Annotated in this window: 25 protein-coding genes and 1 tRNA gene; 7 read left to right on the forward strand and 19 right to left on the reverse strand. The window is 70.0% G+C overall.

Going from position 1 to position 25,187, the window contains the following annotated elements:
* Positions 1 to 3: 3 nt before the first annotated feature.
* On the reverse strand, positions 4 to 180 hold the full coding sequence (locus AB0H56_RS29110) for a hypothetical protein (protein WP_357169079.1): 177 nt from the start codon (positions 178 to 180) through the stop codon (positions 4 to 6).
* A 26-nt stretch (positions 181 to 206) separates the two neighbouring features.
* On the opposite strand from AB0H56_RS29110, the gene AB0H56_RS29115 reads away from it, so the two are divergent.
* Positions 207 to 734, forward strand: coding sequence for a peptidylprolyl isomerase (locus AB0H56_RS29115; protein WP_357169082.1), 528 nt, complete (start codon positions 207 to 209; stop codon positions 732 to 734).
* Positions 735 to 809: 75 nt separating this feature from the next.
* On the opposite strand, the gene AB0H56_RS29120 is transcribed toward AB0H56_RS29115, so the two are convergent.
* Positions 810 to 1,256, reverse strand: coding sequence for a PH domain-containing protein (locus tag AB0H56_RS29120; RefSeq protein WP_357169185.1), 447 nt, complete (start codon positions 1,254 to 1,256; stop codon positions 810 to 812).
* A gap of 103 nt (positions 1,257 to 1,359) precedes the next feature.
* Positions 1,360 to 1,623 (reverse strand): cell division protein CrgA, encoded by a 264-nt coding sequence (crgA, locus tag AB0H56_RS29125; RefSeq protein ID WP_189031801.1) that lies wholly within the window; start codon positions 1,621 to 1,623, stop codon positions 1,360 to 1,362.
* Between the two features lie 94 nt (positions 1,624 to 1,717).
* Between crgA and AB0H56_RS29130 the strand changes: the two genes are divergently transcribed.
* From AB0H56_RS29130 to AB0H56_RS29140, 3 genes are all read left to right on the forward strand, one after another.
* The gene (locus AB0H56_RS29130) at positions 1,718 to 2,380 is read left to right on the forward strand and encodes an aminodeoxychorismate/anthranilate synthase component II (RefSeq protein ID WP_280217845.1); all 663 of its coding nucleotides are present in this window, start codon (positions 1,718 to 1,720) and stop codon (positions 2,378 to 2,380) included.
* Between the two features lie 113 nt (positions 2,381 to 2,493).
* Positions 2,494 to 3,180: a dihydrofolate reductase family protein gene (locus tag AB0H56_RS29135; RefSeq protein WP_357169085.1), complete on the forward strand. Its 687-nt coding sequence runs from the start codon at positions 2,494 to 2,496 to the stop codon at positions 3,178 to 3,180.
* A gap of 144 nt (positions 3,181 to 3,324) precedes the next feature.
* A complete protein-coding gene (locus AB0H56_RS29140) occupies positions 3,325 to 3,792 on the forward strand; it encodes a deaminase (protein ID WP_110037963.1) in 468 nt (155 codons plus the stop codon).
* A gap of 3 nt (positions 3,793 to 3,795) precedes the next feature.
* Here AB0H56_RS29140 and AB0H56_RS29145 read toward each other — a convergent pair whose 3' ends face one another.
* The 8 genes from AB0H56_RS29145 to AB0H56_RS29180 form a co-directional block, all read right to left on the reverse strand.
* Positions 3,796 to 4,215, reverse strand: coding sequence for a CBS domain-containing protein (locus AB0H56_RS29145; RefSeq protein ID WP_110037964.1), 420 nt, complete (start codon positions 4,213 to 4,215; stop codon positions 3,796 to 3,798).
* Positions 4,216 to 4,282: 67 nt separating this feature from the next.
* Complete coding sequence (gene pknB, locus AB0H56_RS29150) at positions 4,283 to 6,184, reverse strand: Stk1 family PASTA domain-containing Ser/Thr kinase (RefSeq protein ID WP_357169090.1); 1,902 nt, start codon at positions 6,182 to 6,184, stop codon at positions 4,283 to 4,285.
* Entirely contained in the window at positions 6,181 to 7,704 is a 1,524-nt protein-coding gene (locus tag AB0H56_RS29155; RefSeq protein WP_357169093.1) for a protein kinase, read from the reverse strand. The genes pknB and AB0H56_RS29155 overlap by 4 nt, the downstream gene beginning before the upstream one ends.
* A 37-nt stretch (positions 7,705 to 7,741) precedes the next feature.
* The gene (locus AB0H56_RS29160; RefSeq protein WP_357169095.1) at positions 7,742 to 9,208 is read right to left on the reverse strand and encodes a penicillin-binding protein 2; all 1,467 of its coding nucleotides are present in this window, start codon (positions 9,206 to 9,208) and stop codon (positions 7,742 to 7,744) included.
* Positions 9,205 to 10,677, reverse strand: coding sequence for an FtsW/RodA/SpoVE family cell cycle protein (locus AB0H56_RS29165; RefSeq protein ID WP_357169098.1), 1,473 nt, complete (start codon positions 10,675 to 10,677; stop codon positions 9,205 to 9,207). The genes AB0H56_RS29160 and AB0H56_RS29165 overlap by 4 nt, the downstream gene beginning before the upstream one ends.
* Positions 10,677 to 12,128 (reverse strand): PP2C family serine/threonine-protein phosphatase, encoded by a 1,452-nt coding sequence (locus tag AB0H56_RS29170; RefSeq protein WP_357169101.1) that lies wholly within the window; start codon positions 12,126 to 12,128, stop codon positions 10,677 to 10,679. Before AB0H56_RS29170 ends, AB0H56_RS29165 begins: the two co-directional genes overlap by 1 nt.
* Entirely contained in the window at positions 12,125 to 12,592 is a 468-nt protein-coding gene (locus AB0H56_RS29175; protein WP_110037970.1) for an FHA domain-containing protein, read from the reverse strand. Before AB0H56_RS29175 ends, AB0H56_RS29170 begins: the two co-directional genes overlap by 4 nt.
* Positions 12,593 to 12,760: 168 nt before the next feature.
* Positions 12,761 to 14,155 carry a DUF3662 and FHA domain-containing protein gene (locus tag AB0H56_RS29180; protein WP_357169105.1) on the reverse strand — a complete coding sequence of 465 codons (1,395 nt, stop codon included), beginning with the start codon at positions 14,153 to 14,155 and terminating at the stop codon, positions 12,761 to 12,763.
* A 218-nt stretch (positions 14,156 to 14,373) separates the two neighbouring features.
* On the opposite strand from AB0H56_RS29180, the gene AB0H56_RS29185 reads away from it, so the two are divergent.
* Positions 14,374 to 14,456 (forward strand) — tRNA-Leu (locus AB0H56_RS29185).
* 37 nt (positions 14,457 to 14,493) lie between these two features.
* On the opposite strand, the gene AB0H56_RS29190 is transcribed toward AB0H56_RS29185, so the two are convergent.
* The 3 genes from AB0H56_RS29190 to AB0H56_RS29200 form a co-directional block, all read right to left on the reverse strand.
* Positions 14,494 to 15,051: a TetR family transcriptional regulator gene (locus AB0H56_RS29190; RefSeq protein WP_357169108.1), complete on the reverse strand. Its 558-nt coding sequence runs from the start codon at positions 15,049 to 15,051 to the stop codon at positions 14,494 to 14,496.
* The gene (locus tag AB0H56_RS29195) at positions 15,048 to 15,896 is read right to left on the reverse strand and encodes an alpha/beta fold hydrolase (RefSeq protein ID WP_357169111.1); all 849 of its coding nucleotides are present in this window, start codon (positions 15,894 to 15,896) and stop codon (positions 15,048 to 15,050) included. The genes AB0H56_RS29190 and AB0H56_RS29195 overlap by 4 nt, the downstream gene beginning before the upstream one ends.
* 76 nt (positions 15,897 to 15,972) lie before the next feature.
* Positions 15,973 to 16,611: a methyltransferase domain-containing protein gene (locus AB0H56_RS29200; protein ID WP_357169114.1), complete on the reverse strand. Its 639-nt coding sequence runs from the start codon at positions 16,609 to 16,611 to the stop codon at positions 15,973 to 15,975.
* 79 nt (positions 16,612 to 16,690) lie between these two features.
* Between AB0H56_RS29200 and AB0H56_RS29205 the strand changes: the two genes are divergently transcribed.
* The gene (locus tag AB0H56_RS29205) at positions 16,691 to 18,109 is read left to right on the forward strand and encodes a hypothetical protein (protein WP_357169117.1); all 1,419 of its coding nucleotides are present in this window, start codon (positions 16,691 to 16,693) and stop codon (positions 18,107 to 18,109) included.
* 678 nt (positions 18,110 to 18,787) lie between these two features.
* Here the strand turns inward: AB0H56_RS29205 and AB0H56_RS29210 are convergent.
* Positions 18,788 to 19,822, reverse strand: a complete 1,035-nt coding sequence (locus AB0H56_RS29210; protein ID WP_357169120.1) for a stage II sporulation protein M — start codon at positions 19,820 to 19,822, stop codon at positions 18,788 to 18,790.
* Between the two features lie 18 nt (positions 19,823 to 19,840).
* On the opposite strand from AB0H56_RS29210, the gene AB0H56_RS29215 reads away from it, so the two are divergent.
* Positions 19,841 to 20,587, forward strand: coding sequence for an RDD family protein (locus AB0H56_RS29215; protein ID WP_357169123.1), 747 nt, complete (start codon positions 19,841 to 19,843; stop codon positions 20,585 to 20,587).
* 104 nt (positions 20,588 to 20,691) lie between these two features.
* Here the strand turns inward: AB0H56_RS29215 and AB0H56_RS29220 are convergent, their stop codons facing one another.
* From AB0H56_RS29220 to AB0H56_RS29235, 4 genes are read right to left on the reverse strand one after another with little or no spacing between them, the layout of a single operon-like run.
* A complete protein-coding gene (locus AB0H56_RS29220; protein ID WP_357169126.1) occupies positions 20,692 to 21,987 on the reverse strand; it encodes a DUF58 domain-containing protein in 1,296 nt (431 codons plus the stop codon).
* 2 nt (positions 21,988 to 21,989) lie between these two features.
* Positions 21,990 to 22,976, reverse strand: a complete 987-nt coding sequence (locus tag AB0H56_RS29225) for a MoxR family ATPase (protein WP_357169129.1) — start codon at positions 22,974 to 22,976, stop codon at positions 21,990 to 21,992.
* Positions 22,973 to 24,151 (reverse strand): DUF4129 domain-containing protein, encoded by a 1,179-nt coding sequence (locus AB0H56_RS29230; protein ID WP_357169132.1) that lies wholly within the window; start codon positions 24,149 to 24,151, stop codon positions 22,973 to 22,975. Before AB0H56_RS29230 ends, AB0H56_RS29225 begins: the two co-directional genes overlap by 4 nt.
* Positions 24,148 to 25,029, reverse strand: a complete 882-nt coding sequence (locus AB0H56_RS29235) for a hypothetical protein (protein WP_357169135.1) — start codon at positions 25,027 to 25,029, stop codon at positions 24,148 to 24,150. Before AB0H56_RS29235 ends, AB0H56_RS29230 begins: the two co-directional genes overlap by 4 nt.
* Positions 25,030 to 25,187 lie beyond the last annotated feature (158 nt).

A 25,187-nucleotide genomic window follows, 5' to 3' on the forward strand; every position in this document is an offset into this window, starting at 1 on the left:
GGGTCAGTGCGCGCCGGTCTCCGAACCGGAGGCCGGCGCGGCACCGTTGCGGGAGTAGCCGAGGCGCGGCGGTTCGGCCGCGGGCTCGGGCAGTTGCGGGCGCTTGCTGCGGGCGAGCCAGGCCAGTGCCCCGGCCCCGACGACGGCGGCGGACGCGATGAGCGGGTTGCGAAGCTTCATGTGACCACTGTGGCATAAATATCTGCGTGACCTCACCCCACCAGACCGCCGTGGCGACGCTGCACACCAACCACGGTGACATCAAGATCGCGCTCTTCGGCAACCACGCCCCGAAGACGGTGCGCAACTTCGTGTCCCTCGTCGACGGCAGCGCGCCGTACACCACGCTGAACGCCGCCGGCTCCGAGAGCGGCCCGTTCTACGACGGGGCCACGTTCCACCGGGTGATGGCGGGATTCATGATCCAGGGCGGCGACCCGACCGGCACCGGCCGCGGCGGGCCCGGCTTCGAATTCGGCGACGAGTTCCATCCCGACCTGCGGTTCGACCGCGGCTACCTGCTGGCCATGGCCAACGCGGGCCCAGGCACGAACGGCTCGCAGTTCTTCATCACCGTCTCCCCGCAGAAGCACCTGAATCGCAAGCACACCATCTTCGGTGAGGTGGTCGATCCCGATTCGCGCAAGGTGGTCGACGCGATCGCCGCGGTGCCGACCGATCGCAACGATCGGCCGACCGAGCCGGTCGTCATCTCCTCGATCACCCTCGACTGAACCGCGTCCGACAGCAGAACTCCCCGCCGCGATCGTCGCGACGGGGAGTTCATTGCTTCACGTGAAACGTTGCGATCAGTCGGCCACCGCCGCGAAGCCGTTGACGACGAGCGCGTCGTACACATCGTGGGGATTGGTGCCGAGATCCCAGCGGCCGAAGATCAGCAGGCGCTCCGAGCCCTCGTGCTGGACATCGATCTCGAGCATGGCCGACTTCCGGCCGAGACGTCGGTAGGGGACCATCCGGATCCGGTCGATCCGGTCGAGCGGGTATTCCTTGGGACCGGTGAGCGTGCCGACGATCAGGCGCGGTCGGGGCCCGGACACCATGGTCAACCGGGGGCGCTGGCGAAAGCCGAGCACCGCCATGGCCAGCACGGCGACCGCGGCCAGGCCGACGAGCAGCCTGCTCGGACCGTCGCCGGCCAGCAACGCGGCGACCGCGAGGACCACGCCGCCGCCGGAGACCGCGACGAGACCGGCTGTCGGCGTTGTCCACGAGGTGCCGCCGGTGGAATCCACAGCGTTCACGCGGCTTCGTCCCCCATTGCTCCTCGAGTTGTCCACAGCTTCATCCACAGGTGTGCATGAATAACACCGGTGTAATCCGGTGCGCGGCGACCGCTCAGCGCCATCGCATGGTCATGATCAGGCCGATGACCATCAGGCCGAAGCCGATCAGGAAGTTCCAGGCGTTGAGATCGTTCATCCAGCCGATCTGCTCGGCGGCCAGGTAGTACACCAGCAGCCACACGAGTCCGGCCAGCATGAAGCCAAGCATGATCGCGACGTACCAAGCCGGCGACGGGCCCGCCTTCACCTTCACCGGAGTGCGGCTGGCAGGGCTCGGGGTGTAGTCGGCCTTCTTACGGACCTTGGACTTGGGCATGACGTCCTCGAATTCGACAGTACTGGTCATCCCTAGGCTATCCCACCAGGTAATGGATGCGACGGGCTACACGGTCGGCACGTACCCTCTACGCATGCGTGTATTGGTCGTCGACAACTACGACAGCTTCGTGTTCAACCTGGTGCAGTACCTCGGCCAGCTTGGTGCCGAGGCCGTGGTCTGGCGCAACGACGACCCGCGACTCGCCGATCTGGACACGCTGCTGACCCGTGGTGACGAGGGCGGCACCTTCGACGGCGTCCTGGTCAGCCCGGGGCCGGGCAGCCCCGACCGGGCGGGCGCGAGCATTCCGATGGTCCACGCGGCGGCGAAGCACAACACCCCGCTGCTCGGCGTGTGCCTCGGGCACCAGGCGATCGGCGAGGCCTTCGGCGGCACCGTCGACCGGGCGCCGGAGCTGCTGCACGGCAAGACCAGCCAGGTGTACCACGTGGGTTCGGGCGTGCTCGCCGGCCTGCCCGACCCGTTCACCGCCACCCGCTACCACTCGCTGACCGTTCTGCCGGAGAGCATGCCCGCCGAACTCGACGTCGTCGGGCACACCGAGAGCGGCATCGTGATGGCGATGCGGCACCGCACCCTGCCGATCCACGGCGTGCAGTTCCATCCCGAGTCGGTGCTCACCCAGGGCGGGCACCGGATGCTGGCCAACTGGCTCGAGGTGTGCGGGCAGCGCCCCGCCGAGGCCCTGGTGTCGGCGCTCGAAGCGGAGGTCGCCGCGCTGGTGACCTCGTAGCGGCCCGCCTCGGTTCCGGACTGACAGAGAGAAGGAGCGAAGCGACTGAACGGCGGAGGGAAGAACCGAGGCTCACAGGGCCGCGAAGAGCGGCGCCGGCCGCCGATGACACAGTGAGGCCGTATGTCCTGCTCTCGGTGGCGGCGAGCCTGGACGGCTACATCGACGACGCGAGCGAGCAGCGGCTGCTGCTGTCCAACAGCGCGGACTTCGATCGGGTCGACCAGGTGCGCGCCGAGTCCGACGCCATCCTGATCGGCGCGCGCACGCTGCGCGTCGACAATCCGCGGCTGCTGGTGAACAGCGCCGAGCGGCGGGCGGCGCGGGTGGCCGCGGGCAAGCCGGAGTATCCGGTGAAGGTCACCGTCACCGCGTCGGGTGAGCTCGATCCGGCGCTGCGGTTCTGGCACACGGGTGGGGACAAACTCGTCTACACCACCGACGAGGGCGCGGAGCGGCTCGGCGATCGGCTCGCCGGGACGGCGGAGGTGGTCTCCCTCGGCAGCGACCTCGCGCTGTCGGCACTACTCGACGACCTCGGCGCGCGCGGTATCCACAGGCTGATGGTCGAGGGCGGGACCGGCATGCACACCGGCTTCCTCGCCGCGGACCTGGTGGACGAGCTGCACCTCGCGATCGCGCCGATCCTGGTCGGCGATCCGGCCGCGCCGCGCTTCGTCGGCCCGGCGCTGTTCCCCGGTGGTGCACAACGGCGGCTGCGGTTGGCGGGTGTGGAACAACTTGGGGATGTCGCTGTGCTGAAGTACCTGGTCGGCGCGCTGGACCGGTCCACTCGCTAACCGGACCTGTGGTTCAAATCATGAATCCGACCTGGGGAAATGCCACTGTCCACAGTGTGCCGAAGAAATCGCTGCACACCTGAACACGACTGGATCCACATCATGCGAGAGTTGTGGATAACTCCCGACCGGCAGGGGAATTCGATGAGCGCAGACAGCGCCGAGAGCACCGACCACCGCTTCATGCACAGGGCGATCGAGCTGGCCAGGAACTGTCCGCCCAGCTCGACGGCCTACTCGGTGGGCGCGGTGATCGTGGCCGACGGTGTGGAGATCGCGACGGGCTGGTCCCGCGAGACCGACGAGAAGGTGCACGCCGAGGAATCGGCGCTGAACAAGCTCGACCCCGACGACCCGCGCCTGACCAGGGCGACGATCTACAGCACGCTCGAGCCGTGCTCGACCCGCGCCACGGCGAACCGACCGCCCTGTGCCGACCGCATCCTGGCCGCCGGCATCCCGACCGTCGTCATCGCGTGGCGCGAGCCGAGCCTGTTCGTCGCCGCCTGCGAGGGTGTGGACAAACTCCGCAGGCACGGCGTGCGCGTCGTCGAACTCACCGACCTGGCCGAGGAGGCCATGTCGATGAACACCCATCTCGACCTGGGCTGAGGCTCAGGGCCGCCCGTAGATGGCGGTGACGAATTCGCCGAGCTGGTTGTCGTCGAGGTGCCTGGCCAGATCGGCCTCGCTGATCATGCCGACCAGCCGCTTGTCCTCGATCACCGGCATCCGCTTGACCCGATGACCCTCCATCTGGTCGAGCACGTCTTCCACGTCGGCGTCCGCGCTGACCCAGCGCGGGGTTGACTCACACAGTTCGGCCGCCGTGGTCGTCTCGGGTGAGAGGCCGAGCGCGATGCACTTCACCACGATGTCGCGATCGGTGATGATCCCGCACATGCGCTCGTTGTCGTCGGCGACGACGAGTGAGCCGACACCGAGATCGGCCATCGCCGTCGCCGCGGTCGCCACGGTGTCACCGCGGCTGATCCACTGCGCGCCGGGCTTCATGATGTCCCTGGCCGTGGTCATAGGGCTTACCTCCTCGTACAGCGTTGCTGATGGGATGAAGCAGCCCCGATTCTTCTCCCGCCAGGTCTCAACGAGGAATCGGCGAAGCACCGACCTGCAGTACGACGTTGCCGTTGATGGTCACCGTCGAACCCGCCGCCGGACTCTGCCCGACGATCTTGCCCGACGCGCTGCCGTCGAGGGTGATCACCGTGGTCTGGCTCAGCTGACCGGTCCAGCCCAGCGCGCGCAGCTGCTCCTGGGCCTGGGTCGGGGTGAGCCCGCTCAGGTCGGGCACGGTGATGCGGTCACCGGCCGAGACCTGCACGGTGATCGTCGACCCCTTCTCCGCGGTGCTGCCACCGGCCGGGTTGGTGGAGAGGACCTGGCCCTTCGGGGCGGTCGACTTCACCTCCTGGATCTCGACCTTGAACCCCGCGGTGTCGGCCAGGTTCGGCTGGGCGACGGAGATGTCCTGGCCGACCACGGTCGGCACCCGGACCTGTTCGGGGCCGGAACCGATGGTGATCACGATCGGCTGGTCGATGTCGACCCGCACGCCCGCGCTCGGCTCCTGGCCGGTCACCTTGTCGATCTCGGCGGTGCTCGACGCCTTGCGCGCCACGTTCGGATCCAGCTTCAGACCGATCGAGTTCAGCTTCTGCTCGGCCTCGGCCTGGGTGAGCCCGGCCAGCCGCGGCACCTGCACCTGCGACGGCCCGGTCGAGACCTGCACGGTGACGGTTGCGCCCTCGTCGATGCGCGAACCGCCGAGCGGCTGGGTCGCGATGACATTGCCCGGCGTCACCTTGCCGTCCGGCTTCTGCTGCACCGCGACCTGGAAGCCGGCGGCCTGCAGCGCGGACTGCGCCTGCTGCGAGGGCTGCCCCGACACGTCGGGCACGGCGACCTGGTCGGGATTGGCGCCGGGCCCGAGCAGCACCCAGTAGAGACCGAACGCGACGGCGAGCGCGGCGGCCACCCCGAGCGCGATCAGGCCGGTACGGTTGCGGCCCTCGGCGGGCGGCGCGATCGCGGCCTGCTCGGAGGTGTCGTCGCCGCGGTCGTGGAACGTGCGGGGCGACGGCTCGTCGTAATCCATGATGGTGGTGCGGTCTTCGTCGCTCATCACCATCGGCGCGCTCGGCTTCTGGCCGCCGAGCACCCGGATCAGGTCGGCGCGCATCTCCGCGGCCGTCTGGTAGCGGTTGGCCGGGTTCTTGGCCATCGCCTTCAGGATCACCGAGTCGAGTTCGCGCGGCACGCCGGGATTGATCGACGATGGCAGCGGCGGATCCTCTTTGACGTGCTGGTACGCGACCGCGACCGGCGAGTCCCCGGTGAACGGCGGCTGACCGGTGAGGATCTCGAACAGCACGCAGCCGACCGAGTACACATCCGAGCGCGCGTCGACGGTCTCGCCGCGCGCCTGCTCCGGGGACAGGTACTGGGCGGTGCCGATGACGGCGGCGGTCTGGGTCATCGGGTTGGAGCTGTCGGCGATCGCGCGCGCGATGCCGAAGTCCATCACCTTCACCGCGCCGGCGCGGTTGATCATGATGTTGGCCGGCTTCATGTCGCGGTGCACGATTCCGGCCTTGTGGCTGAAATCGAGCGCGGCGCACACGTCGGCGACGACTTCCATCGCCTTGCGCGGCGCGAGCGGACCCTTGCCGCGCACGATGTCGCGCAGGGTGTCGCCCTCGACGTACTCCATCACGATGTAGGGCAGCGGACCGCCGTCGACGGTGGCCTCGCCGGTGTCGTAGACCGCGACGATGGCCGGATGGTTCAGCGCGGCCGCGTTCTGCGCCTCGCGCTTGAACCGCAGGTAGAACGTGGGATCGCGGGCCAGGTCGGCCCGCAGTACCTTGATCGCGACGTCACGCGAGAGGCGCACGTCGCGTGCCTTGTGCACCTCCGACATGCCGCCGAACCCGATGATCTCGCCCAGCTCGTACCGCGAGGAGAGATTCTTCGGGGTCGTCATGGTTGTCCTTGTGGCGGAGTGTTGTCGACGGAGCGGTTCGGGCCCAGCGCGTCCGGCGCGTCCGGGAACGGCAGATCGATTGTGGGCAGCCTGGGACGTCCGTTGACCGTTGTGGTGCCCGCCGCGGGCTTGGTGGTGGTCGGCTTCGTGGTCTTGGGGGTCGTCGTCGGCTTTTCCGTGGTCGTCGTCGGCGGTTGCGTGGTGGTGGTCGGCGGCTCCGTGGTCGTCGTCGGCGCCTCGGTGGTGGTCGTCGGGCGCGGCGGCGGGGTCGTCGTCGGTTCCTCGGTCGGCGGGAGCGGCGGCGGCACGACCACGGTGGTGGTCGGGCGCGGCGGCGGCGTCGTGGTCTGCACGGTGGTCGTCGACGGACCGGTGCTGCGGTTCGGCTCGCCGCCGAACAGCAGCCAGAGCACGCCGCCGCCGAGCAGCAGCGCGCCGATGCCGAGCGCGATCAGCCACTTCTGGTTGTTGTTCTTGGTCTCGGCCGCGGCGACGGCCGCAGGCGCGGCGGCCTGGGTCGCGGGACCGGTGTATCCGGCGGCCGGGACCGGCGGCGGGGTCTGGTTGCCGAAGCGCATGGTGGCGCCGTCGTAGTCGGCGGCGGCCGGGATCGCCACGGTCGGGCCGGGCGGCAGCACACGGGTCGCCCCGGTCATCGACGAGCCGACACCCGCGGGCGGCGGCGGCATGTGCCCGGCGCGGACCGCGGCCACCGCGTCGGCGAACTCGCCGCCGCTGCTGTAGCGCTGGGTCGGATCCTTGGCCATCGTGATCGCGATCAGCTCGTGCACGTTGGCGGGCAGATCGGCGGGCATCGGCGGCGGCGCGTCGCGGACGTGCTTCATCGCGACGGTGATGGCGCCCTCACCGGTGAACGGACGCATCCCTGCCAGCGCCTCGTAGCCGACGATGCCGAGGGAGTACACGTCACTCGCGGCGGTGGCGTCCTCGCCGACGGCCTGCTCGGGCGCGATGTACTGCGCGGTGCCCATCACCATGCCGGTCTTGGTGACCGGCGAGGCGTCGACCGCCTTGGCGATGCCGAAGTCGGTGATCTTCACCTGGCCGGTGGGCGTGACCAGGATGTTTCCCGGTTTCACGTCGCGGTGCACCACGCCGGCGGCGTGCGCGACCTCGAGTGCGCGACCGGTCTGCTCGAGCATGTCCAGACCCTGGACGACCGAGAGCCTGCCCATCCGGTTCAGCACCGCGTTGAGCGGCTCGCCCTGTACGAGCTCCATCACCAGGTACGCGGTCTCGCCGCCGGAGGGGTCGGTGGTCTCGCCGTAGTCGTAGATGCCCGCGATTCCGGGGTGGTTGAGCTGCGCGGTGGTGCGCGCCTCGGTCCGGAATCGCTGACGGAACGTCGGGTCGGCGGAGAACTCGGTCTTGAGGACCTTGACCGCCACCCGGCGGTCGAGCCGGGTGTCCATCGCTTCCCACACCTGACCCATGCCGCCCGTGGCGATGAGCCGCTGCAGGCGATAGCGGTCGGCGATCATGGCGCCGTTGTTCAGCATCGGGGCCCCCGTGTTGTCACTCGCACACTCATTTCGTTCAGCCCCCTGCCAGGCCCGCGTCCAGCACCGACCTGGCGATCGGTGCCGCCACCGAGCCACCCGTGGCGGACAGACTCCGGTCGCCGCCGTTCTCGACGATCACCGCGATGGCGATCTTCGGGTTCTGCGCGGGCGCGAAGGCCATATACCAGGCGTGTGGCGGGGTGTTACGGGGATTGCTGCCGTGTTCGGCCGTTCCGGTCTTGGACGCGATCTGGTACGGCGACCGGCCACCGCCCGCGGTGTTGGCCTCCGAGGCGACCATCAGATTCGTCAGGGTCGACGCTACCTGGGGGCTCACCGCTTGTCCGACCGAGACGGCCTTGGTCTTGCTCAGCTCGGACAGATCGGGCGCCTGGGTCTGGTCGACCAGGTACGGCTGCATCCTGGTGCCGCCGTTGGCGATGGTCGCCGCGACCACCGCGATGTCGAGCGGGGTGACCGCGACATCGCGCTGACCGATGCTGGACTGACCGAGCGCCGGGTTGTCCGGGATCGGGCCGACGGTCGACTCGGCGACCGGGATCGGCACCCCGCGGTGCGGGCCGATGCCGAAGGCCGCGGCCTCGTCCTTGAGCGCGCTCGCGCCGACCTTCATGCCGAGCTCGACGAACGCGGTGTTGCACGAGCGCCGGAACGCCTCGTACAGGCTCGCGGTCGGTCCGTCACCGCAGGTGCTGCCGCCGTAGTTCTCCAGCGTGGTGCTGGTGCCGGGCAGCGTGATGTTGGGCGCGGCGGTGAACTGGTCGTCGGGGCCCGCCACACCGTTGGACAGCGCGGCCGCGGTGACGATGGTCTTGAACGTCGACCCGGGCGGGTAGGTCTGCGAGACGGCACGATTGAGCATCGGCTGCGACTGGTCGGTGCTCAGCCGCTCCCACGCCGCCCGGCCCGCGGCGCCGTCGTGACCCGACAGCTCGTTGGGGTCGTAGCTCGGCGTCGAGACCATCGACAGGATCTTGCCGGTGCTCGGCTCGATCGCCACGACCGCGCCGGTGTAGCCCTTGGAGGTCATCTGGTCGTAGGCGACCTGCTGCATCACCGGGTTGAGCGTGGTGAGCACGTTGGCGCCGCGCGGGTCGCGCCCGGAGAACATGTCGATCAGGCGGCGGCCGAACAGGCTCGAGTCGTTGCCCGACAGCAGCGGATCCTCGGCCAGCTCGAGGCCGGTCTTGCCGTACTGCATCGAGTAGAACCCGGTGACCGGCGCGTAGGCGGGCGGGGTGCTCGGGTACTGGCGCAGGTACTTGTAGCGGTCGTCGGTGGCGACCGAGCTGGCGAGCACGGTGCCGCCCGCGGAGATCTGGCCGCGCTGGCGCGAGTACTCGTCGAGCAGCACGCGCGAGTTGCGCGGATCGCTGCGCAGGTCGTCGGCCTTGACCACCTGCAGATAGGTCGCGTTGACCAACAGCGCGACCACCATCACCATCACCGCGACGGCGACGCGACGTAGCGGAGTGTTCATTCGCTCGCCCTGCCTTCCGACCTGCGGAACATCTCGGTCGGCGCCTCCGCGATCGGCGCCGGGCCGCGCTTGCGCGCCGGTGCGGGCGCGCGGGCGGCGTCGGAGATCTTGATCAACAGCCCGAGCAGCGCGTAGTTCGCCAGCAGTGAGGAACCGCCGTAGGAGATGAACGGCGTGGTCAGGCCGGTGAGCGGGATCAGCTTGGTGACGCCGCCGACGACGACGAAGATCTGGATCGCGATGGTGAACGAGAGCCCGGCCGCGAGCAGCTTGCCGAAGCTGTCCCGCACGGCCAGCGCGGTCCGCAGGCCACGCACGATGAAGATCAGGAACAGCATCAGCACGGCGGTGAGCCCGATCAGGCCCAGTTCCTCGCCGATGGTGGTGACGATGAAGTCGGTCTTGGCGAAGGGCACCTGGTTGGGCCGTCCGCTGCCGAGACCGGTACCGGCCAGCCCGCCGGTCGCGAAGCCGAACAGCGACTGCGAGATCTGGTAGCCGGTGTTGTGGTAGTCGTCGAACGGGTGCAGCCAGGTGTCCACGCGCACCCGCACGTGCCCGAACAGCTGGTAGGCGAAGACGAAGCCGAGCCCGAGCAGGCTGCCGCCGATGATCAGCCAGCCCACCCGTTCGGTGGCGATGTAGATCATCACCAGCACCGTGCCGAAGATCAGCAGCGAGGTACCGAGGTCCTTCTCCAGGACCAGCACGCCGATGCAGACGACCCACACGATGAGCACCGGGCCCATGTCGCGCGGGCGGGGCAGTTCCATGCCGAGGAAGTGCTTGCCCGCCGCGGTGAACAGATCGCGCTTGGCCACGAGCACGCCCGCGAAGAACACGATCAGCAGGATCTTGGCGAATTCGCCCGGCTGCACGCTGAATCCGGGCAGCTTGATCCAGATCTTGGCGCCGTTGACTTCGGAGAACCGGCTCGGCAGCAGTGCCGGAATCGCCAGCGCGACCAGGCCGACCAGGCCTAGGGTGTAGGTGTAGCGGGCGAGCGTGCGGTAGTCACGCAAGACGATGAGCAGGGTGATGAACACCACGATGCCCAGGCCGGTCCACATGATCTGCTGGTTGGCGTCGGGGGAGGGGATCGGGCTCGAGTCGTACGCCGCTTTCTGAGCGTCCGCGAGGTCGAGGCGATGGATCAGCACCAGGCCCAAGCCGTTGAGCAGCGCGATGATCGGTAGCAGCAGTGGGTCGGCGAACGGCGCGAACCGTCGCACGGCCAGGTGCGCGATGCCGAACAGCGCGAGGAAGGCCAGTCCGTACTTGGCGATGTCCCAGGTGATCGACTGTTCCTGGCTCGCCTCGACGATGAACAACGACACCGTCGTGATCCCCGCCGCCCCCGCCAGCAGCAGCAACTCCTGGTTGCGTCGCGTCGACGGGGGTGGTGCTGGCGCGAATCCGCCAGGGGGGCTGGGGAAAGCCCCAGCCGACGGCGGTGCCGGTGCGGACATCAGTCCGTCACCCGGCAGTTCTCCCCTGAGATCTGCGGAGTTGTCGTGGGGGAGGGGGTGGTGGTCGGCGGGGCGGTCGTCGTGGTCGGTGTCGCGGGCTGGTCAGGGCCGGGCGTCGGCGCGCCGCCGGGGACGGCGGGCGGCTGCTCGGTGGGGAGCACGCCGGGCTGCGGCACCGCTTCCTTCTTCGGGCACGGCGGCAGCAGTTCCTTCTGCGCCAGCACCTTCATGCTGTCGCGCGCCTTGTCCAGCGAGTCCGGCGGCAGGCCCTTCTGGACCTGGTCGCGGCCGGTCTGCTTGAGATCGCTCACCATGAGCTTCTTGCAGCCGTTCGGGGCGGACTCGCCCGCCGCGACGAGGGTCAGCTCGCCCTTGCCGTTGACGCAGCCGGTGAGCTCCACATCGTGGATCGAGTAGCCGAGGATCGAACCGGGCAGGCCGCGCATCACGACCACCTGATCGTTGTCGGCGCCCACGTAGTAGTTGCTGCGAATCATCTTGTAGCCGACCACGAGTCCGACGGCGACCGCCGCGATCAACGCCACCGACAGCAGCAGCCAGCGCAGCTTGTGCGACTTCGGCTCCGGCGGCGGTGGCGCGGCGGCGGCCCGGCGTGGCTGGGCGCGCGGCGGGCGCATGGCGGCGGCGCGACCGGCCGCGGTGTTCGGCGGCGGGGCGTCTTCCTCCTCCTCGGTGGAGGCGGCGCCGGCCACGATCGGATGACTCTGGCCGTAGTCGAGGTCGATCACGTCGGCGACGACGACGGTGACGTTGTCGGGCCCGCCGCTGCGCAGCGCCAGCTCGATGAGGCGGTCGGCGCACTCGTCGGTGTTGCCCTCGCGCATGGTGTTGCCGATGGTCTCGTCGCTCACCACGTCCGAAAGGCCGTCGGAGCACAGCAGATACCGGTCACCGGCGCGGGCCTCGCGCATGATCAGCGTCGGCTCGATCTCGTTGCCGGTGAGGGCGCGCATGATCAGCGAACGCTGCGGATGGGTGTGCGCCTGCTCTGGCGTGATCCGGCCCTCGTCGACCAGCGACTGCACGAAGGTGTCGTCGCGGGTGATCTGGGCGAGCTCACCGTCGCGCAGCAGGTACGCGCGCGAATCGCCGATGTGCACCATGCCGAGCTTGCGGCCGGCGAACAGGATGGCGGTGAGCGTGGTGCCCATGCCGTCGAGTTCGGGCTCGGCCTCGACGTGGTCGGCGATGGCGGCGTTGCCGGAGCGGGTGGCGCGGTCGAGCTTGGTGAGGATGTCCTCGCCGGGCTCGTCGTCGTCGAGATGCGCCAGCGCGGCGATCATCAGTTGGGAGGCGACTTCGCCGGCGGCGTGGCCACCCATGCCGTCGGCGAGGGCCAGCAGGCGTGCGCCCGCGTAGACCGAATCCTCGTTGTTGCCTCGGACGAGGCCCCGGTCGCTTCGCGCGGTGTAGCGCAGAACAAGTGTCACGATCGCAGCTCGATCACAGTTTTGCCGACCCGGACCGGAGTACCGAGCGGAACACGGACAGCGGTGGTGACTTTCGCGCGGTCGAGATAGGTGCCGTTGGTGGAACCGAGGTCTTCCACGTACCAGTCGTCACCACGCTGAGAGAGTCGCGCGTGCCTGGTCGAGGCGTAGTCGTCGGTGAGTACCAGCGTCGAATCGTCGGCGCGGCCGATGAGGACCGGTTGTGTGCCGAGGGTGATTCGCGTGCCGGCGAGTGAACCATGAGTCACCACTAGATACTTGGCGCCCTTCTGGCCTCGGCTGAAGGAAGGCAGCACCGTGGAACCGCGGGCGGCCCTGGGCTGTATCCGGATGCCGGATGCCGCGTAGATATCGCTGCGCAAGGTCCGCAGGACGGCCCAGACGAACAACCAGAGCAGCAGCAGGAACCCCGCGCGGGTCAATTGCAGGATCAATCCCTGCACGGCGTTCCACCTCCTGTTCGCCCGGGTACGTCGGTACGGCGGGTGCGGAACGAACCACCCCCGCCAGCGTGCTGGCTTGCGGGCCCCGAGGTCGGGGCCGTGCGTGTGATGGCAGCATCATAGGGCCGACAGCGTCGACTCGTGACGTGCACCGCGCAGCTTACGGGATCAGACGATCCGGATCAGGATCTCGGAATGTCCGGCCCGGATGACGTCGCCGTCGGCGAGCTGCCAATCCTGCACGGGCGAGCCGTTGACCAGGGTTCCGTTGGTGGAACCGAGGTCGGACAGCATCGCGGTCTGGCCGTCCCAGCGCACCTCGATGTGGCGCCGCGACACACCGGTGTCCGGTAGCCGGAAGTGCGCGTCCTGGCCGCGGCCGATGATGTTGCTGCCCTCACGGAGCTGGTAGGTGCGGCCGCTGCCGTCGTCGAGCTGCAGCGTGGCCGAGTAGCTCGACTGCGCGGGCGCGGCGTAACCGCCCTGCTGACCGTAGCCCTGCGGCTGGGCGCCGTAGCCACCCTGCTGGCCGTATCCGCCCTGGTCGGGCTGGTCGTAGCCCGGCTCGGCGTAGCCCTGCTGGCCGTAGCCGCCACCCTGCTGGCCGTAGCCCTGCTGGGGATCGGCGTAGCCGTTCTGGCCGTATCCGCCCTGCTGGTCGTAACCGGGTTCGGCGTAGCCCTGCTGGCCGTAGCCACCGCCTTGCTGGCCGTAGCCCTGCTGGTCGTATCCGCCCTGGCCGTATCCGCCCTGCTGGTCGTAGCCCGGCTCGGTGTAGCCCTGCTGGCCGTACCCGCCCTGCTGGCTGTAGGCCTGCTGGTCGTAGCCGCCCTGGCCGTACCCGCCCTGCTGGTCGTATCCGGGCTGCGCGCCGTAACCACCCTGCTGGCCGTAGCCGCCCTGCTGGTCGTAGCCGTTCTGGTATTCGCCACCCTGCTGGCCGTACGCGGCGTCGCCGTAGCCGGGCTGGGCGCCGTAGCCGCCCTGCTGGCCGTACTCGTCGGGGTAGGCCCCGCCCGGAGCGGCACCGCGCGCGGGCGGCGGAGCGTACCCGCGGTTGCGTGGATCGGACTCCGCGGGCTCTCGGCTTGGCTCGTAGCCTGAGTTGTGCGTCATGGGGCCAGCTCCTGGTTGCGGGTGTGCGGGTCGTTGTGGCGGTTCGGGGCGAGGTGGGGCGGTCCCGCGACCGGCGTCGGGGTCGACGCGGCCGCTCGCTCTGAACATTCCGGTGTGCAGCGTAGGTGATGCCTCGAACGCCACGTGTACTTCGCCGTAGGTCTGCCAGCCCTGCTCGCGGATGTAATCCTGCAGATGTTTGGCGAACGCCTTGGTCGTGAGGTCGTGATCGGCATCCAGCTTTCCGTGATCGGATTCGTTGATCGTGATCACGTAACTGTTGGGCGCGAGCTTGTGCCCGCTGCCCAGATCCTGCACCTGATCAGCGGCTTCGCGCTGCAGCGCTGCCTCGACCTCCTGGGGGACGACACTGCCGCCGAACACCCGCGCGAACACGTCACCGACGGCGCCCTGCAGACGACGTTCGAATCTCGACACGATGCCCATCACAGCCCTCCCTTCGGTGCGCGTGCCCAGCCGGTGGACACGCTGGTTACGGCGTGTCCGGACCCGACCACGTTCCTTGCATGATATCCACGATCCTCCAACCCTGTAACTCCCGGCGAACCGCCCCGGTTCCCGAGCCGAATCCGCGCGCATCACCGCAGGTCAGCGACTCGATTTTATTTTCGGCCGCGGGGCATGTTAGATTTTTCGAGTCGCTCGGGCGAGTGGCGGAATGGCAGACGCGCTGGCTTCAGGTGCCAGTGTCCGTAAGGACGTGGGGGTTCAAGTCCCCCTTCGCCCACAAAGACCAGAGGCGCGATCCACTTCGGATCGGGCCTCTAGTCGTTTCCGGGGACCGCGCCGTGGCGAACCATGCGCAGCAGCGCGTCGCGAAGATCCACGCGGGGGCCGGGAGCGTCGAGTTCCTGCAGCGCGGTCTCGGCGACGGCGGCGACGAGCAGCACCGCGACCGGTTCCGGCCGACGCCAGCCCATCGCGACGAGGTCGGCGGTGAGCAGCGTGGCGGCGGCGGTGTTGCGGGCCGCCACCTCCGTGCCGAGGCCCGCGTCGGTGCGCGCCTGGACCAGCAGGGCCTTGGTCGCCGGATCGGCCAGGCAGCCGTCCAGATACGCGGTGATGCCGGCCGCCAGCCTGGCCTCGCCGGGGACGTGGCCTGCGATGGCGGCGCGTACCCGCTCGTCGAGGTGGTCGTGGAAGGCGCGGTGCAGCGCGACGAAGTACGCCTCGCGGCTGGGCCAGTGCTGATAGAAACTGCCCTTCGCCATCTTCGCGGCCGCGGCGATCGCGTTCACCGACAGCTTGGTCAGGTCTTCGGTGGAGAGCAGGGAACGCCCCGCCTCCAGCAGGGCTCGCCGTCCTGGCTCGGCGGATCTCATGGACGCATTCCAGCACAGGCGGCGAGGAACTCGCGCACCGTCGCGAGGAACAGCTCCGGCGCCTCGGCGAACGGTTCGTGCCGGGTCGACAGGACGGTGACCTCCGCCTGCGGCAGCGCGCGGGCGACGCCCCGGCGGTTGACGAACCACGGATTCGTCGGATCGAGCCGACCCCACACGACGCGCACCGGTACGCCGGGAAGCAGCCTGCCCTCGGCGGCCAACTCGAACCGGGGGCCGTCGAAACTGCGCCACAGGCTGCGATAGACGCCGAGGCGGGCGGGTTGATCCCGCACCGCCCGTGCCCGCTCGTAGATCGCGCGCACCCCGCCGCGATCGAGCGGGCCGAGATACAGCCGGGCGTGCGGCCCGATGAACCGCGCGGCGACCGCCGGGCTCGCGACGGCCCGAAAGAGCGCCCTGGTCAGGATGTTTCGCGGCGCGAAGCCCGCCGACTGGACGAGCACGACTCCGCGCACGAGGTCCGGCGCCCGCTGAGCCAGCCGGACGGCGGCGTATCCGCCCGCGCTGTTGCCGAGCACGGTGAGCGCGCCGAACCCGTTGCGCGCCAATGCCTCGGCGACGAGCACGGCGACCTCGGCCAGCGCGTCGATGGTGACGAGCGCGGGATCGACGACGGTCGACGCGCCGTAACCGGGCCAGTCGACCGCGGCGATCGCCCAGCCGGCCGCGAGCGCGGGCACGATCTCGTCGAAATCGCGGTGATCGCCCGGATTGGCGTGCAGGAGCAGGAGTCCCGGCGCCGAGGTGGGCGACCGGCCGCGCAGGTGTACCGCGATGTCGCCGTAGGGCGTGGGGACGGTGAGAACTTCGGGCGGCTCCACGCATTGACGGTAGCCATGACCGACCGGTCGGTCAAGGGCCGGGACGGCACGGCTCGCGGACCGAGGGGTGGTCAGGTCAGGACTTGCGCGCGATCAGCAGGTGATGGGGGATCGGCGGGTTCGGCAGAGACCGCTGGGTGACGGTGAGCCCGGCCGCGGTGAGCGCGGCGACGACGTCGTCGACCGGGCGCAGCGTGAATCCGTAAGGGGTGAACGGCATCTTGGCCATCGCCTCGGGGTCGCCGATGCCGACGACCACGGTGCCGCCCGGCTTGAGCACGCGGGCCAGTTCGGCGCAGGCGGCGGGCAGGTCGTCGAGGAAGTAGATGGTGTTGACGGTGATGGCGGCATCGAGGGTGGCGTCCTCGAACGGGAGGGCCGTCAAGGAGCCGTCGTCGAGGACGAGCCGGCCGGAGGCCAGTTCGTGGGCGAACACCGACCTGGCGCGCGAGCGCATGTCGGGCGACGGCTCGACGCCGTGTACCAGACCGCCGGGGGCGATCCGGTCGAGCAGCAGCGTCAGCCCGACACCGCCACCGAAGCCGATGTCGGCCACCGTCGCGCCGGGACCGGGCGCCGCCGCCTCGACCGCCGCCGCGATGGCGCGCCGGTTGCCGCGATTGAGCACGAACGCCACGCCCCTGCCGAGCACCCCGTGCGGATTGCCGAGCTGGTCGGCGATGGTCGTGAGCAGGCGATCCTTGACCCCGGACATGCGCTCATCGTAGGTGTTTCGCGTCTCGGTCGAGCCGAATACTTCCACTCGGGCACCGATCGGGTGTTCGATACTGAACGTGTTCTCGACCCGCCGCCTGGCCGCCCCGCTCGTTGCCCTCGTCCTCGCGACGGTCTGCGCTGGGCAGGCCGAGGCGCAACCGGCGGTCACCGGACCGCTGCCTGCCAATCCGCACCTCGGGCCGCTCGGCACGGCGACCATGCACGGCGACGCGGGCTCCTCCGATGTCACCCCGCTCGCCGGGCCGCGGCCGGACGCGCCCGTCACCGTGTATCCGCTCGGCGCCGCCTGCCCGACGCTGCTCGAAGGCGGCGACGGGCTGGTCGTCGGGTTGTGCACGGCCATCGCCGGGCAGACGCCGACTGTCTACCTGCTCGATCCGGCCGCGCCGGGGCCGCTCACCGGCGCGCTGGCCGCGCTGCCGCTGGCCAAGGGCAGTCTGCTCGGCGGGGTGTACGCCTACCTTGACAACGCCGACCGGCTGGTGGTCGTCGACGGGGAGCGCAGGCTGTTGCGGGTGGGCCATCAGCGCGACGACGCGGGCCGATGGCGGCTGACAGCCGTCGAACAGGCCGACCTGTCCGGCGTGATTCCCCAGGGCGACAACGTGACCGGGCTCGTGCCCGACTGGTCGGGAAATGTGTGGTTCGCGACGGGTCACGGCGTGATCGGACTCGTCGACCCCGCGGGCGCGATCGCCACGACCGCACTGCCCGCCGACGAACAGGTCGCCAACAGCATCTCTGCCGCCCCGAACGGTGGTGTGGCCGTGGCGAGTACACACGCTCTCTACGAGCTGCGCGCGAAAGACGGGCGGCCCGAACAGCTCTGGCGCGCGCCGTACGACCGGGGCTCCGCGCGCAAGCCGGGCCAGCTCAGCTGGGGCACCGGTTCGACGCCGACGTACTTCGGTCCGGACACCGGTGGCGAGTTCCTCACCATCGTCGACAACGCCGACGGCCGGGTGCGGCTGCTCGTGCTGCGCTCGGGGACCGGCGAGCAGGTCTGCTCGGTGCCGGTGCTCAGCGAGCGGGGCGCGGGCAGCGAGAACTCGCCGATCGCGGTGGGCCGGTCGATCTTCGTCGCGAGTACGTACGGCTATCCCTATCCCGCGGTGCCCGAGGGCGCCGGTCCGGCGGTGCCGGCGAGCGCGCCCTTCCACGGCGGGTTGACCCGGGTCGACCTCACCGCCGACGGCTGCGCGCCGGTGTGGGACAGCGGGGTGCGCAGTGCCGCGGTGCCGCGCCTGTCGCTGGCCGACGGCGGGATCCACACCCTGCGCCGCGTCGGTCCCGACACGACCACACCGCTGGACGGTTTCGAATACGTCGTCATCGATCCGGCGACCGGGGCGATCCGTACCGCGCGGCCGCTGCCGGGCACCGTGGCGGAGGACCCGCTGCAGATGGCGGCGCTGATCACGCGCGGTGGCGCGCTTCTGCAGGGGACCGTCACCGGGGTCGTCCGAATCGGCTGATATGCGCAGGTGAGGCGAAGATCACACCACCCTGATCCGTGGCGGATCGGGGCGTTTTGGATGTCCGTTTCGTACGGTTCGGCGCTCCGCAAGCAACAGGTCGTTTGTCCAAATCAAGCCCTGGTGACAGGCGTTCCGCGCGGATTGCCAGTTGCTGATCTTGTTTGCAGCCCTGTAAACCAACTTGAAGTCTCTTTTAATGCGGATCGAGTCCGGCAAACCTAAATTCCGTTGCCGAATCAGCAGGTGATCGGCTATGCGGAAGAACCAACTCGTTCGCGAGCAACCCGGTGGAACATTCGCGTACGAGACATCGAGAGACCGAGTGACACGTTTTCGAAGGTTTGCCGGAGGTGAATTCTCGGTGCGCGCCCTTCCGGTTTGCTGGTGGCGCCGGAAGTTAGCTACGGCGCTCCGAACCGGGGTGCCCGGCGGGGTTCACGGGTTCGCAAACGGTACGCCCGACCTGCGCGTTGGGGGTTGCATGGGCATAACGATTGTGTACAGTTAACGGCAACGCTGGCCGCAGCTCGAGCCCGACTCGCTGCGGCCAGCGGAACTCAAATGGGGGAGTTCGACACCTTCTCGTAACCTCGCGTAGCTGCCGATTGTCCGGCGGCGTTCCAGCCAGGTGTGCTCAGAGTTGCCTGCCTCACAAATGCACGTGCATTTGCGAGATCACGGCCGGTCAAGCGGTTTTGCGGAGGTAGCCAGCCAGCGTTCGGTGGGGTCGGGCAGGGCCGTCGGCGCGGCCGCCGCGGCATCCTGCTCCGCGACGACGCGGCGGCCGAGCCCGAAGACGTAGAACAGGAACGCCGCCTCCGCGGCGAACCCGAACGCGATCCGCACGGGCGCCGGCAGCGGACTCGGCGTGACGAACCCCTCCAGCAGGCCGCACACCAGCAGCACCACCACCAGGCCGAGCGCGACGGTCGCGGTGACCCTGCCCTGCCTGGCCACCGCCGCCGCCCGGCTCCGGCGGCCGGGATCGACCAGCGTCCAGCCCAGCTTCAAGCCCACTCCGCCCGCGACGAACAGCGCCGTCAGCTCCAGGGTGCCGTGCGGGAGGATGAAGCCGAAGAACGAATCCAGCCGGCCTGCGTCGGCCATCAATCCACCGGTTATCCCCAGATTCAGCGCGTTCATGAACAGCGCATACACAGCGGGCAGGATCAGCACGCCGGTGAACAACGCAATGGCGGCGACCCACGAATTGTGCGTCCACACCTGGGCGGCAAAGGCGTCGTTGGGGTGTTCGGAGTAGTACGACTCGAACGAACCCCCAGGTCCGGTGATGATCGAGGTGTCGCCCTCGGGAATCCCCAGGGCCTCGCGGGCTGCCGCGGAGTTGTCCACAAGGGCGGCGAGCACGGCGGCGACGGTGAGGAACAGCGCGGCCACGCCCACCCACCACGGCCACGCGCGATACACAGCAGCGGGAAACTGCCTGGTGAAGAATCGGCCGACCTCGCGCCACGGCTGTGCGCGCGCCGCGAGCACCCGGCCACGCGCCCTGGCGAGCAGTGCGCTCAGCGCGGCCACCACCTCCGGATCGGGATGGTGGTCCTGCAGTTTCGCCAGCTGCTGGGAGGCCGCGCGGTACCGGCGAACCAGCTCGTCGGCCTCGGCGCCGGAGAGCGAACGCTGACGGACCAGCTGATCCAACCGATGCCACGACCGTTGATGCGCCCAGCTGTAGGCATCGGTGTCCATATCGGGAATGCTAGCCACATGGCCGAATTCACCACCGGCGAAGCGGTGGCGCTGGAACTTCCCATCGCGCGTATCCCCAGCCGCGCCGGCGCCTTCCTGCTCGATCTGCTCATCCAGCTCGGGCTCGCCGCCACCCTGGTCTACGTCGCGATGCTGCTGCTGCTCGCCGCCGACGCCGACGAGGCGTGGTGGAACGTCACCGCCGTGGTGACCCTGGTGACCGTGCTGGTGGTGTATCCGGTGTGCAGCGAGACGGTCTCGCGTGGCCGCTCGGTGGGCAAGCTGGCGTTCGGGCTGCGGGTGGTGCGCGCCGACGCGGGACCGATCGACTTCCGCCACGCCCTCACCCGCGGCCTGGCGGGGGCCATTGTGGATTTCTGGATGCTCGGGGCGTTCGGCGCGGTCGCGGTGGTCACCTCGCTGTGTTCGCGCGATGCCAGGCGGGTGGGTGACGTGCTCGCCGGAACGGTGGTCGTGCACACCCGGCAGACGCTGCCGCGGCCGACACTCGCCGTCGCGCCGCCGTGGTTGACCGGCTGGGCCGCCCAGCTCGAGCTGAGCGGGCTGTCCGACGAACTCGCCGGTGCGGTCAGGCAGTACCTGACCAGGATGCGCACCCTGACCCCGGCCGCGCAGCACCACCTCGGGACGCAGCTGGTCGACGCCGTCTGCCGGGCGGTGCGCACTCCGGCGCCGCAGGGCTATCCGCCCTATCACGTGCTCGGCGCCGTTCTCGCTCGGCGACAGCAGGTTTCACTCCACTAGCTGTGGATGACCGTGGCCTGTGGATGAATTCGCCTGTGCACAAACTGTTGGTCGACTCGAGGATGAACTGTGAACGGCGGTGGACAACTTCGGTTGTCCACAGTTCACAGTGAGCCGGATTGCTTCAGTTCCAGGTATTCGTCGGCCAGCGCCTCGGGCAGCTGATCGGGCGCGGCAGCCACCACGGCCACCCCGCGCCGCCGCAGTGATTCCTGGGTGAGAGCCCGCTCCGCCAGCACGGTTTCGGCCGCCGCGGCCAGGTAGACGGCATCCGTGGTCGACCGGTCCCGCGCCGCCGTGGCGATATCGGGATCGGTGACCGACACGATCAGCACCCGGTGCCGCTTGGTGAGAGTCGGCAGCGCGGGCAGCAGCTGCTCGGTGACGGTCGGTCCGTCGAGACTGGTGAACCACACGATCAGCGCGCGCCTGCGCACCCGCGAGATCACCGTGCGCACGAGCCCGGTCGTGTCGGTATCCACAAGCTGCGGAGTCACCCCGGCCAGGCTGTGCATAAGTCTGAGCGGCAACTGATTTCCGCTCACCCCGCTCACCTCGGCGCGCACCCGCTTGTCGTAGGCCAGCAGGTCGACGGTGTCGCCGGCGGCCGCGGCGAGACTGCCGAGCAGCAGGGCGGCCTCGATCGAGGAGTCCAGCCGGGTGCCCTCGCCGACGCGGCCCGCGCTCGCACGGCCCGTGTCGAGCACCATCAGTACGTGCCGGTTGCGTTCGGGCCGCCAGGTGCGCACCAGGACGTCGGCGGCACGCGCGGTGGCCCGCCAGTCGATGCTGCGGACATCGTCACCGGCGACGTACTCACGGAACGAATCGAACTCGGTGCCCTGCCCCTTGGTGTTCGCGACATTGCGGCCCTCCAGATGATGCAGTCGCTTCACCTTCGAGCGCAGCAGCCGCTCGCTGCGGAACGGCGGCAGCGCGCGTACCCGCGCCGGGACCGTCACGCGGGTCTGCCGACCGGCCAACCCGAGCGGGCCGAGCAGCCGCAGCGTCACCGGTCCGGCGACACGGTCGCCGCGATAGGTGGGAACCAGTCTGGTGCGCAGCCGGATTCGCGTGTGCGGGGCCAGCGCGAGATGGTGCGCCACGAACGCGGCGCGAGCGCTGTCGGGCCAGGAATCCCACAGCACACCGCGTACCGTCGCGGCGCCGGTGTTGGTCACCACGAGTTCGACCTCGGTGCCGCGGCCGAGCCGGACGATGGTGAGCGGATCGCGGGTGAGGGTGAGCGAGTCGGCGCGCGCGGTGAGCGCCACGTCGAACACACCGAGCGCGAGCAGCAGCGCGGTCGCGCCGAGCACGCCGAGCCACGACGGCACCGCGAACATCACCGCCGCCGCCACCAGCGCGGCGACCAGCGCGAACCGGCCTGTGACGACCACCGCTACACCGGAACCGGCACCGAGACCAGCAACGACGAGAGCACGCCCTCGGCGCTCACCCCGTCGAGCTCGGCCTCGGGCCGCAACTGCAACCGGTGCCGCAGCACCGCCACGGCGATCGACTTCACGTCGTCGGGGGTGACGTACCCGCGCCCGTTCAGCCACGCGAAGGCGCGGGCCGCGGCCAGCAGCGCGGTCGCGCCACGGGTGGACGCGCCGTGCGCGACGGCGGGGGAACTGCGCGTGGCGCGGCACAGGTCGACGATGTAGGCCAGCACCTCGGGGCTCACCGTCACCTGGGCGACCGCGGCGCGGGCCGCGGCGATGTGCTCGGGCCCGGCCACCGGTCGCAGGCCCGCTGCGCCGAGGTCGCGCGGATCGAAACCGCCCGCGTGCCGCTGCAGGATGCGGAACTCGTCGTCGCGGTCGGGCAGCCGGATGTCGACCTTGAACAGGAACCGGTCGAGCTGGGCCTCCGGCAGCGGGTAGGTGCCCTCCTGCTCGATCGGGTTCTGGGTGGCGACCACCACGAACGGGTCGGGCAGCGGGCGCGGCCTGCCGTCCACCGAGACCTGCCGCTCCTCCATCGACTCCAGCAGGGAGGACTGGGTCTTCGGCGGGGTGCGGTTGATCTCGTCGGCCAGCAGCAGATTGGTGAACACCGGGCCCTGGCGGAAGGTGAACTCGGCCGAGTGCGGATCGTAGATCTGCGAACCGGTGACATCGCCGGGCATCAGGTCGGGGGTGAACTGCACCCGCGCGTGGTCGAGCGCGAGGGAGGTGGCCAGCGCGCGCACCAGCAGCGTCTTCGCCACGCCGGGAACGCCTTCCAGCAGCACATGGCCGCGGCACAGCAGGGCGAGCACCAGGTACAGCACGGCCTGGTCGTTGCCGACCACCGCCTTGCCGATCTCGGTGCGCAGCGCGGCCAGCGCCGCCCCGGCCTCCGCCGCGCTCGGCGTCTTCTGCAGAACAGTGTTGTCGGTCATCCGAGCTCCGTCTCGATCCATTCGAGGTGTGCGGCAACGTCATAGAGGGTGTTCTCGTCCTCGACCGGACCGAACAGGATCGCGCCGATCCGCTGCGGTGCTACGCCGAGGCGGGCGGCGGCCGTGGTGACGAGCTGGTCGTCGGTCAGGTCGCGGACGCCGAGCCGGGGGCGGATGCGGCGCAGGGTGGCGGTGCGCAGCGTCCGCGCCACATGGGCGACGTCACCGGAGCGACGGTACAGCCCGGCCTGCCCGGCGAGCAGTTCGTTCGCGGCGACCTCGACCGGCCGCGGTTCGCCGACGAGCGCGCCGCGCCTGCGAGCCCGCCACCAGACGAGCACGGCGAAGGCGATGAGGAACTGCAGCCCACCGAAGGCCAGCCACGCGGGCTGGCTGGTGAAGATCGAATCCTTGCCGGGGCCGAAATCGGGGTCGAGGTCGGGATCGTCCGGCGGATCGGGCGGGGGCGGGGTATCCGGCACCTCCGGCGCGTTCGGCGCGCCGCACGACTGCAGGCTGGCGTACAGCAGCAGAGCGAGTGCCAGGGCGGCCGCGAGCGCGGCCCAGAACCGCGGGTTGCGGAGCAGGCCGGGCAGCGGTGGAAGTTGTCTGCGGCGCTTGTGCTCTCGCTCGACGACTTCGAGTTCCACCGGCTCGTCGACCGGCGGTGGCGCCGATCGCGAATAGCGGTCGGCGTATTCGAGCCTGCGGTACTCGTCCTCGGTGGCGGTGCGGCCGCCGTAGACCACTTCGTCGAAAGCCCGTGCCGCCGGATGCAACTCGGTCGACTGCTCCAAGGGCAGCACGGTGGTGGCGTCGTCGGCGGTCTCCTGCGCGGTGCGTGAGCGCCGGACGGGCAGCGTGCCACCCTGTTCGAGCGCGCGCAGGACCGCGCGGAATCGCTCACGCAGAGCGCTGTCGTAGTCCCGGCGGCCTGCCGCGATCTCGGCGGCCGCGCGATGCTCGGCGGCGGCCCCGAGGCGCGGTGGTGGGGGAGCACCGAAGTGCGCGGACCCGTCCCTGCCCAGCACATGGGGCGGGCCACCCGGCGGCATCCCGGGGCGAGGTCCCGGCGACTCATCGGTGGGCGTCGCGGGGTTGTGCCGCGGATCGATATCGCGGGGGCGCTGTGGTGGTCCGGTGTCGCTGGGCCGCCGGAAGTTGTCGTCGGTCAACGCGACCCGCCCGGGATGTGGATGTCGAGGCCCTCGCGGGCGCAGCGGCGGTCGATGTAGGTGACCGCGCGGCTGGTGGCCTCGACGATCTCGCTGACCGTCGCCACCAGGAGCAGCCCGCCGACGACCAGCGTGATGAAGGCCCAGCGGTGGGTGCCGGAGAAGTCGGACAGGAAGAACGGGATGCCGAAGGCGGGCACCGCGAGGACCGCGAAGATGACCCGCTGGGTGAGCCACAGCCCGGCGACGGTCCAGTCGGCGCCCTGCACGAGTTCCTTCGAACGAGCCACGGCCACACCGTAACCGGCCTGTTCACCGATGATCGCGGGCTCGATCACGAACCGCCGGGCGCGCACGTAGGAGAGCCAGAGCAGCGCCAGCGGATAGGTGATGATCAGCAGGCTGCCCACCACCAGCACCCCGATGCCGAGCAGCGAGAACATCACCTGCGCGAGAACCAGCGGTCCGGCCCGGCGGCCCGCGGCCCGCAGTCCGGCGACCGCGCCGTAGCGCACCCCGCCGAAATCGGCGAGCGCGATGGCGACGGTCGCGCCGCGCAGGACCAGCCGCAGCAGCCAGAGGAACGCCCCGGTCGCGAGCACCACCGCCCACGCCGTGCCGTCGTCGGAGCCGTCGGTGAGATGCGAGACCAGCCCGGTCACGCCGAGCACGCCGAGCACCGCCAGCACCAGCGCGCTCCCGCCGAGCGCGGCGAAGGCCTTGATATGGGCCTGGATCAGGGCGAACGGCTCGTCGAGCAGTTCGCGGTATCGCTTGGGCCGGATCGGAACCGTCGGCGGAGGTGAGGGCATCGGCGCAGGCGCTCGTGCCGGATCGTTTCCCGCCCCGACGGCGCCGACCGCTTCGACGGGACGCACGTGGGTGAGTGTAGTTGGCGGGTTGCTGTGTTGTTGGAGCGCTGGCGTGCTCGAGGTCGCGGTCCCTCCTGTCCCGCCTGATCGGCGGGACGGCCGCGACCCGCCGACTGTGTCGGCGGACCCTCCTCGAGGTCGGGTCGTGTGGGCTGGGAGTGCGG

It is taken from the genome of Nocardia sp. NPDC050717 (assembly GCF_040654275.1).
Classification (GTDB): Bacteria; Actinomycetota; Actinomycetes; order Mycobacteriales; family Mycobacteriaceae; genus Nocardia.

Excerpts from the sequence above, each read along its gene's own strand:
- AB0H56_RS29110 (WP_357169079.1), bottom strand. The coding sequence starts at position 180 with ATGAAGCTTCGCAACCCGCTCATCGCGTCCGCCGCCGTCGTCGGGGCC.
- crgA (WP_189031801.1), bottom strand. The coding sequence starts at position 1,623 with ATGCCCAAGTCCAAGGTCCGTAAGAAGGCCGACTACACCCCGAGCCCT.
- AB0H56_RS29130 (WP_280217845.1), top strand. The coding sequence starts at position 1,718 with ATGCGTGTATTGGTCGTCGACAACTACGACAGCTTCGTGTTCAACCTG.
- AB0H56_RS29140 (WP_110037963.1), top strand. The coding sequence starts at position 3,325 with ATGAGCGCAGACAGCGCCGAGAGCACCGACCACCGCTTCATGCACAGG.
- AB0H56_RS29145 (WP_110037964.1), bottom strand. The coding sequence starts at position 4,215 with ATGACCACGGCCAGGGACATCATGAAGCCCGGCGCGCAGTGGATCAGC.
- pknB (WP_357169090.1), bottom strand. The coding sequence starts at position 6,184 with ATGACGACCCCGAAGAATCTCTCCTCGCGGTACGAGCTGGGCGAGATC.
- AB0H56_RS29155 (WP_357169093.1), bottom strand. The coding sequence starts at position 7,704 with ATGCTGAACAACGGCGCCATGATCGCCGACCGCTATCGCCTGCAGCGG.
- AB0H56_RS29160 (WP_357169095.1), bottom strand. The coding sequence starts at position 9,208 with ATGAACACTCCGCTACGTCGCGTCGCCGTCGCGGTGATGGTGATGGTG.
- AB0H56_RS29165 (WP_357169098.1), bottom strand. The coding sequence starts at position 10,677 with ATGTCCGCACCGGCACCGCCGTCGGCTGGGGCTTTCCCCAGCCCCCCT.
- AB0H56_RS29180 (WP_357169105.1), bottom strand. The coding sequence starts at position 14,155 with ATGGGCATCGTGTCGAGATTCGAACGTCGTCTGCAGGGCGCCGTCGGT.
- AB0H56_RS29190 (WP_357169108.1), bottom strand. The coding sequence starts at position 15,051 with ATGAGATCCGCCGAGCCAGGACGGCGAGCCCTGCTGGAGGCGGGGCGT.
- AB0H56_RS29200 (WP_357169114.1), bottom strand. The coding sequence starts at position 16,611 with ATGTCCGGGGTCAAGGATCGCCTGCTCACGACCATCGCCGACCAGCTC.
- AB0H56_RS29210 (WP_357169120.1), bottom strand. The coding sequence starts at position 19,822 with ATGGACACCGATGCCTACAGCTGGGCGCATCAACGGTCGTGGCATCGG.
- AB0H56_RS29215 (WP_357169123.1), top strand. The coding sequence starts at position 19,841 with ATGGCCGAATTCACCACCGGCGAAGCGGTGGCGCTGGAACTTCCCATC.
- AB0H56_RS29225 (WP_357169129.1), bottom strand. The coding sequence starts at position 22,976 with ATGACCGACAACACTGTTCTGCAGAAGACGCCGAGCGCGGCGGAGGCC.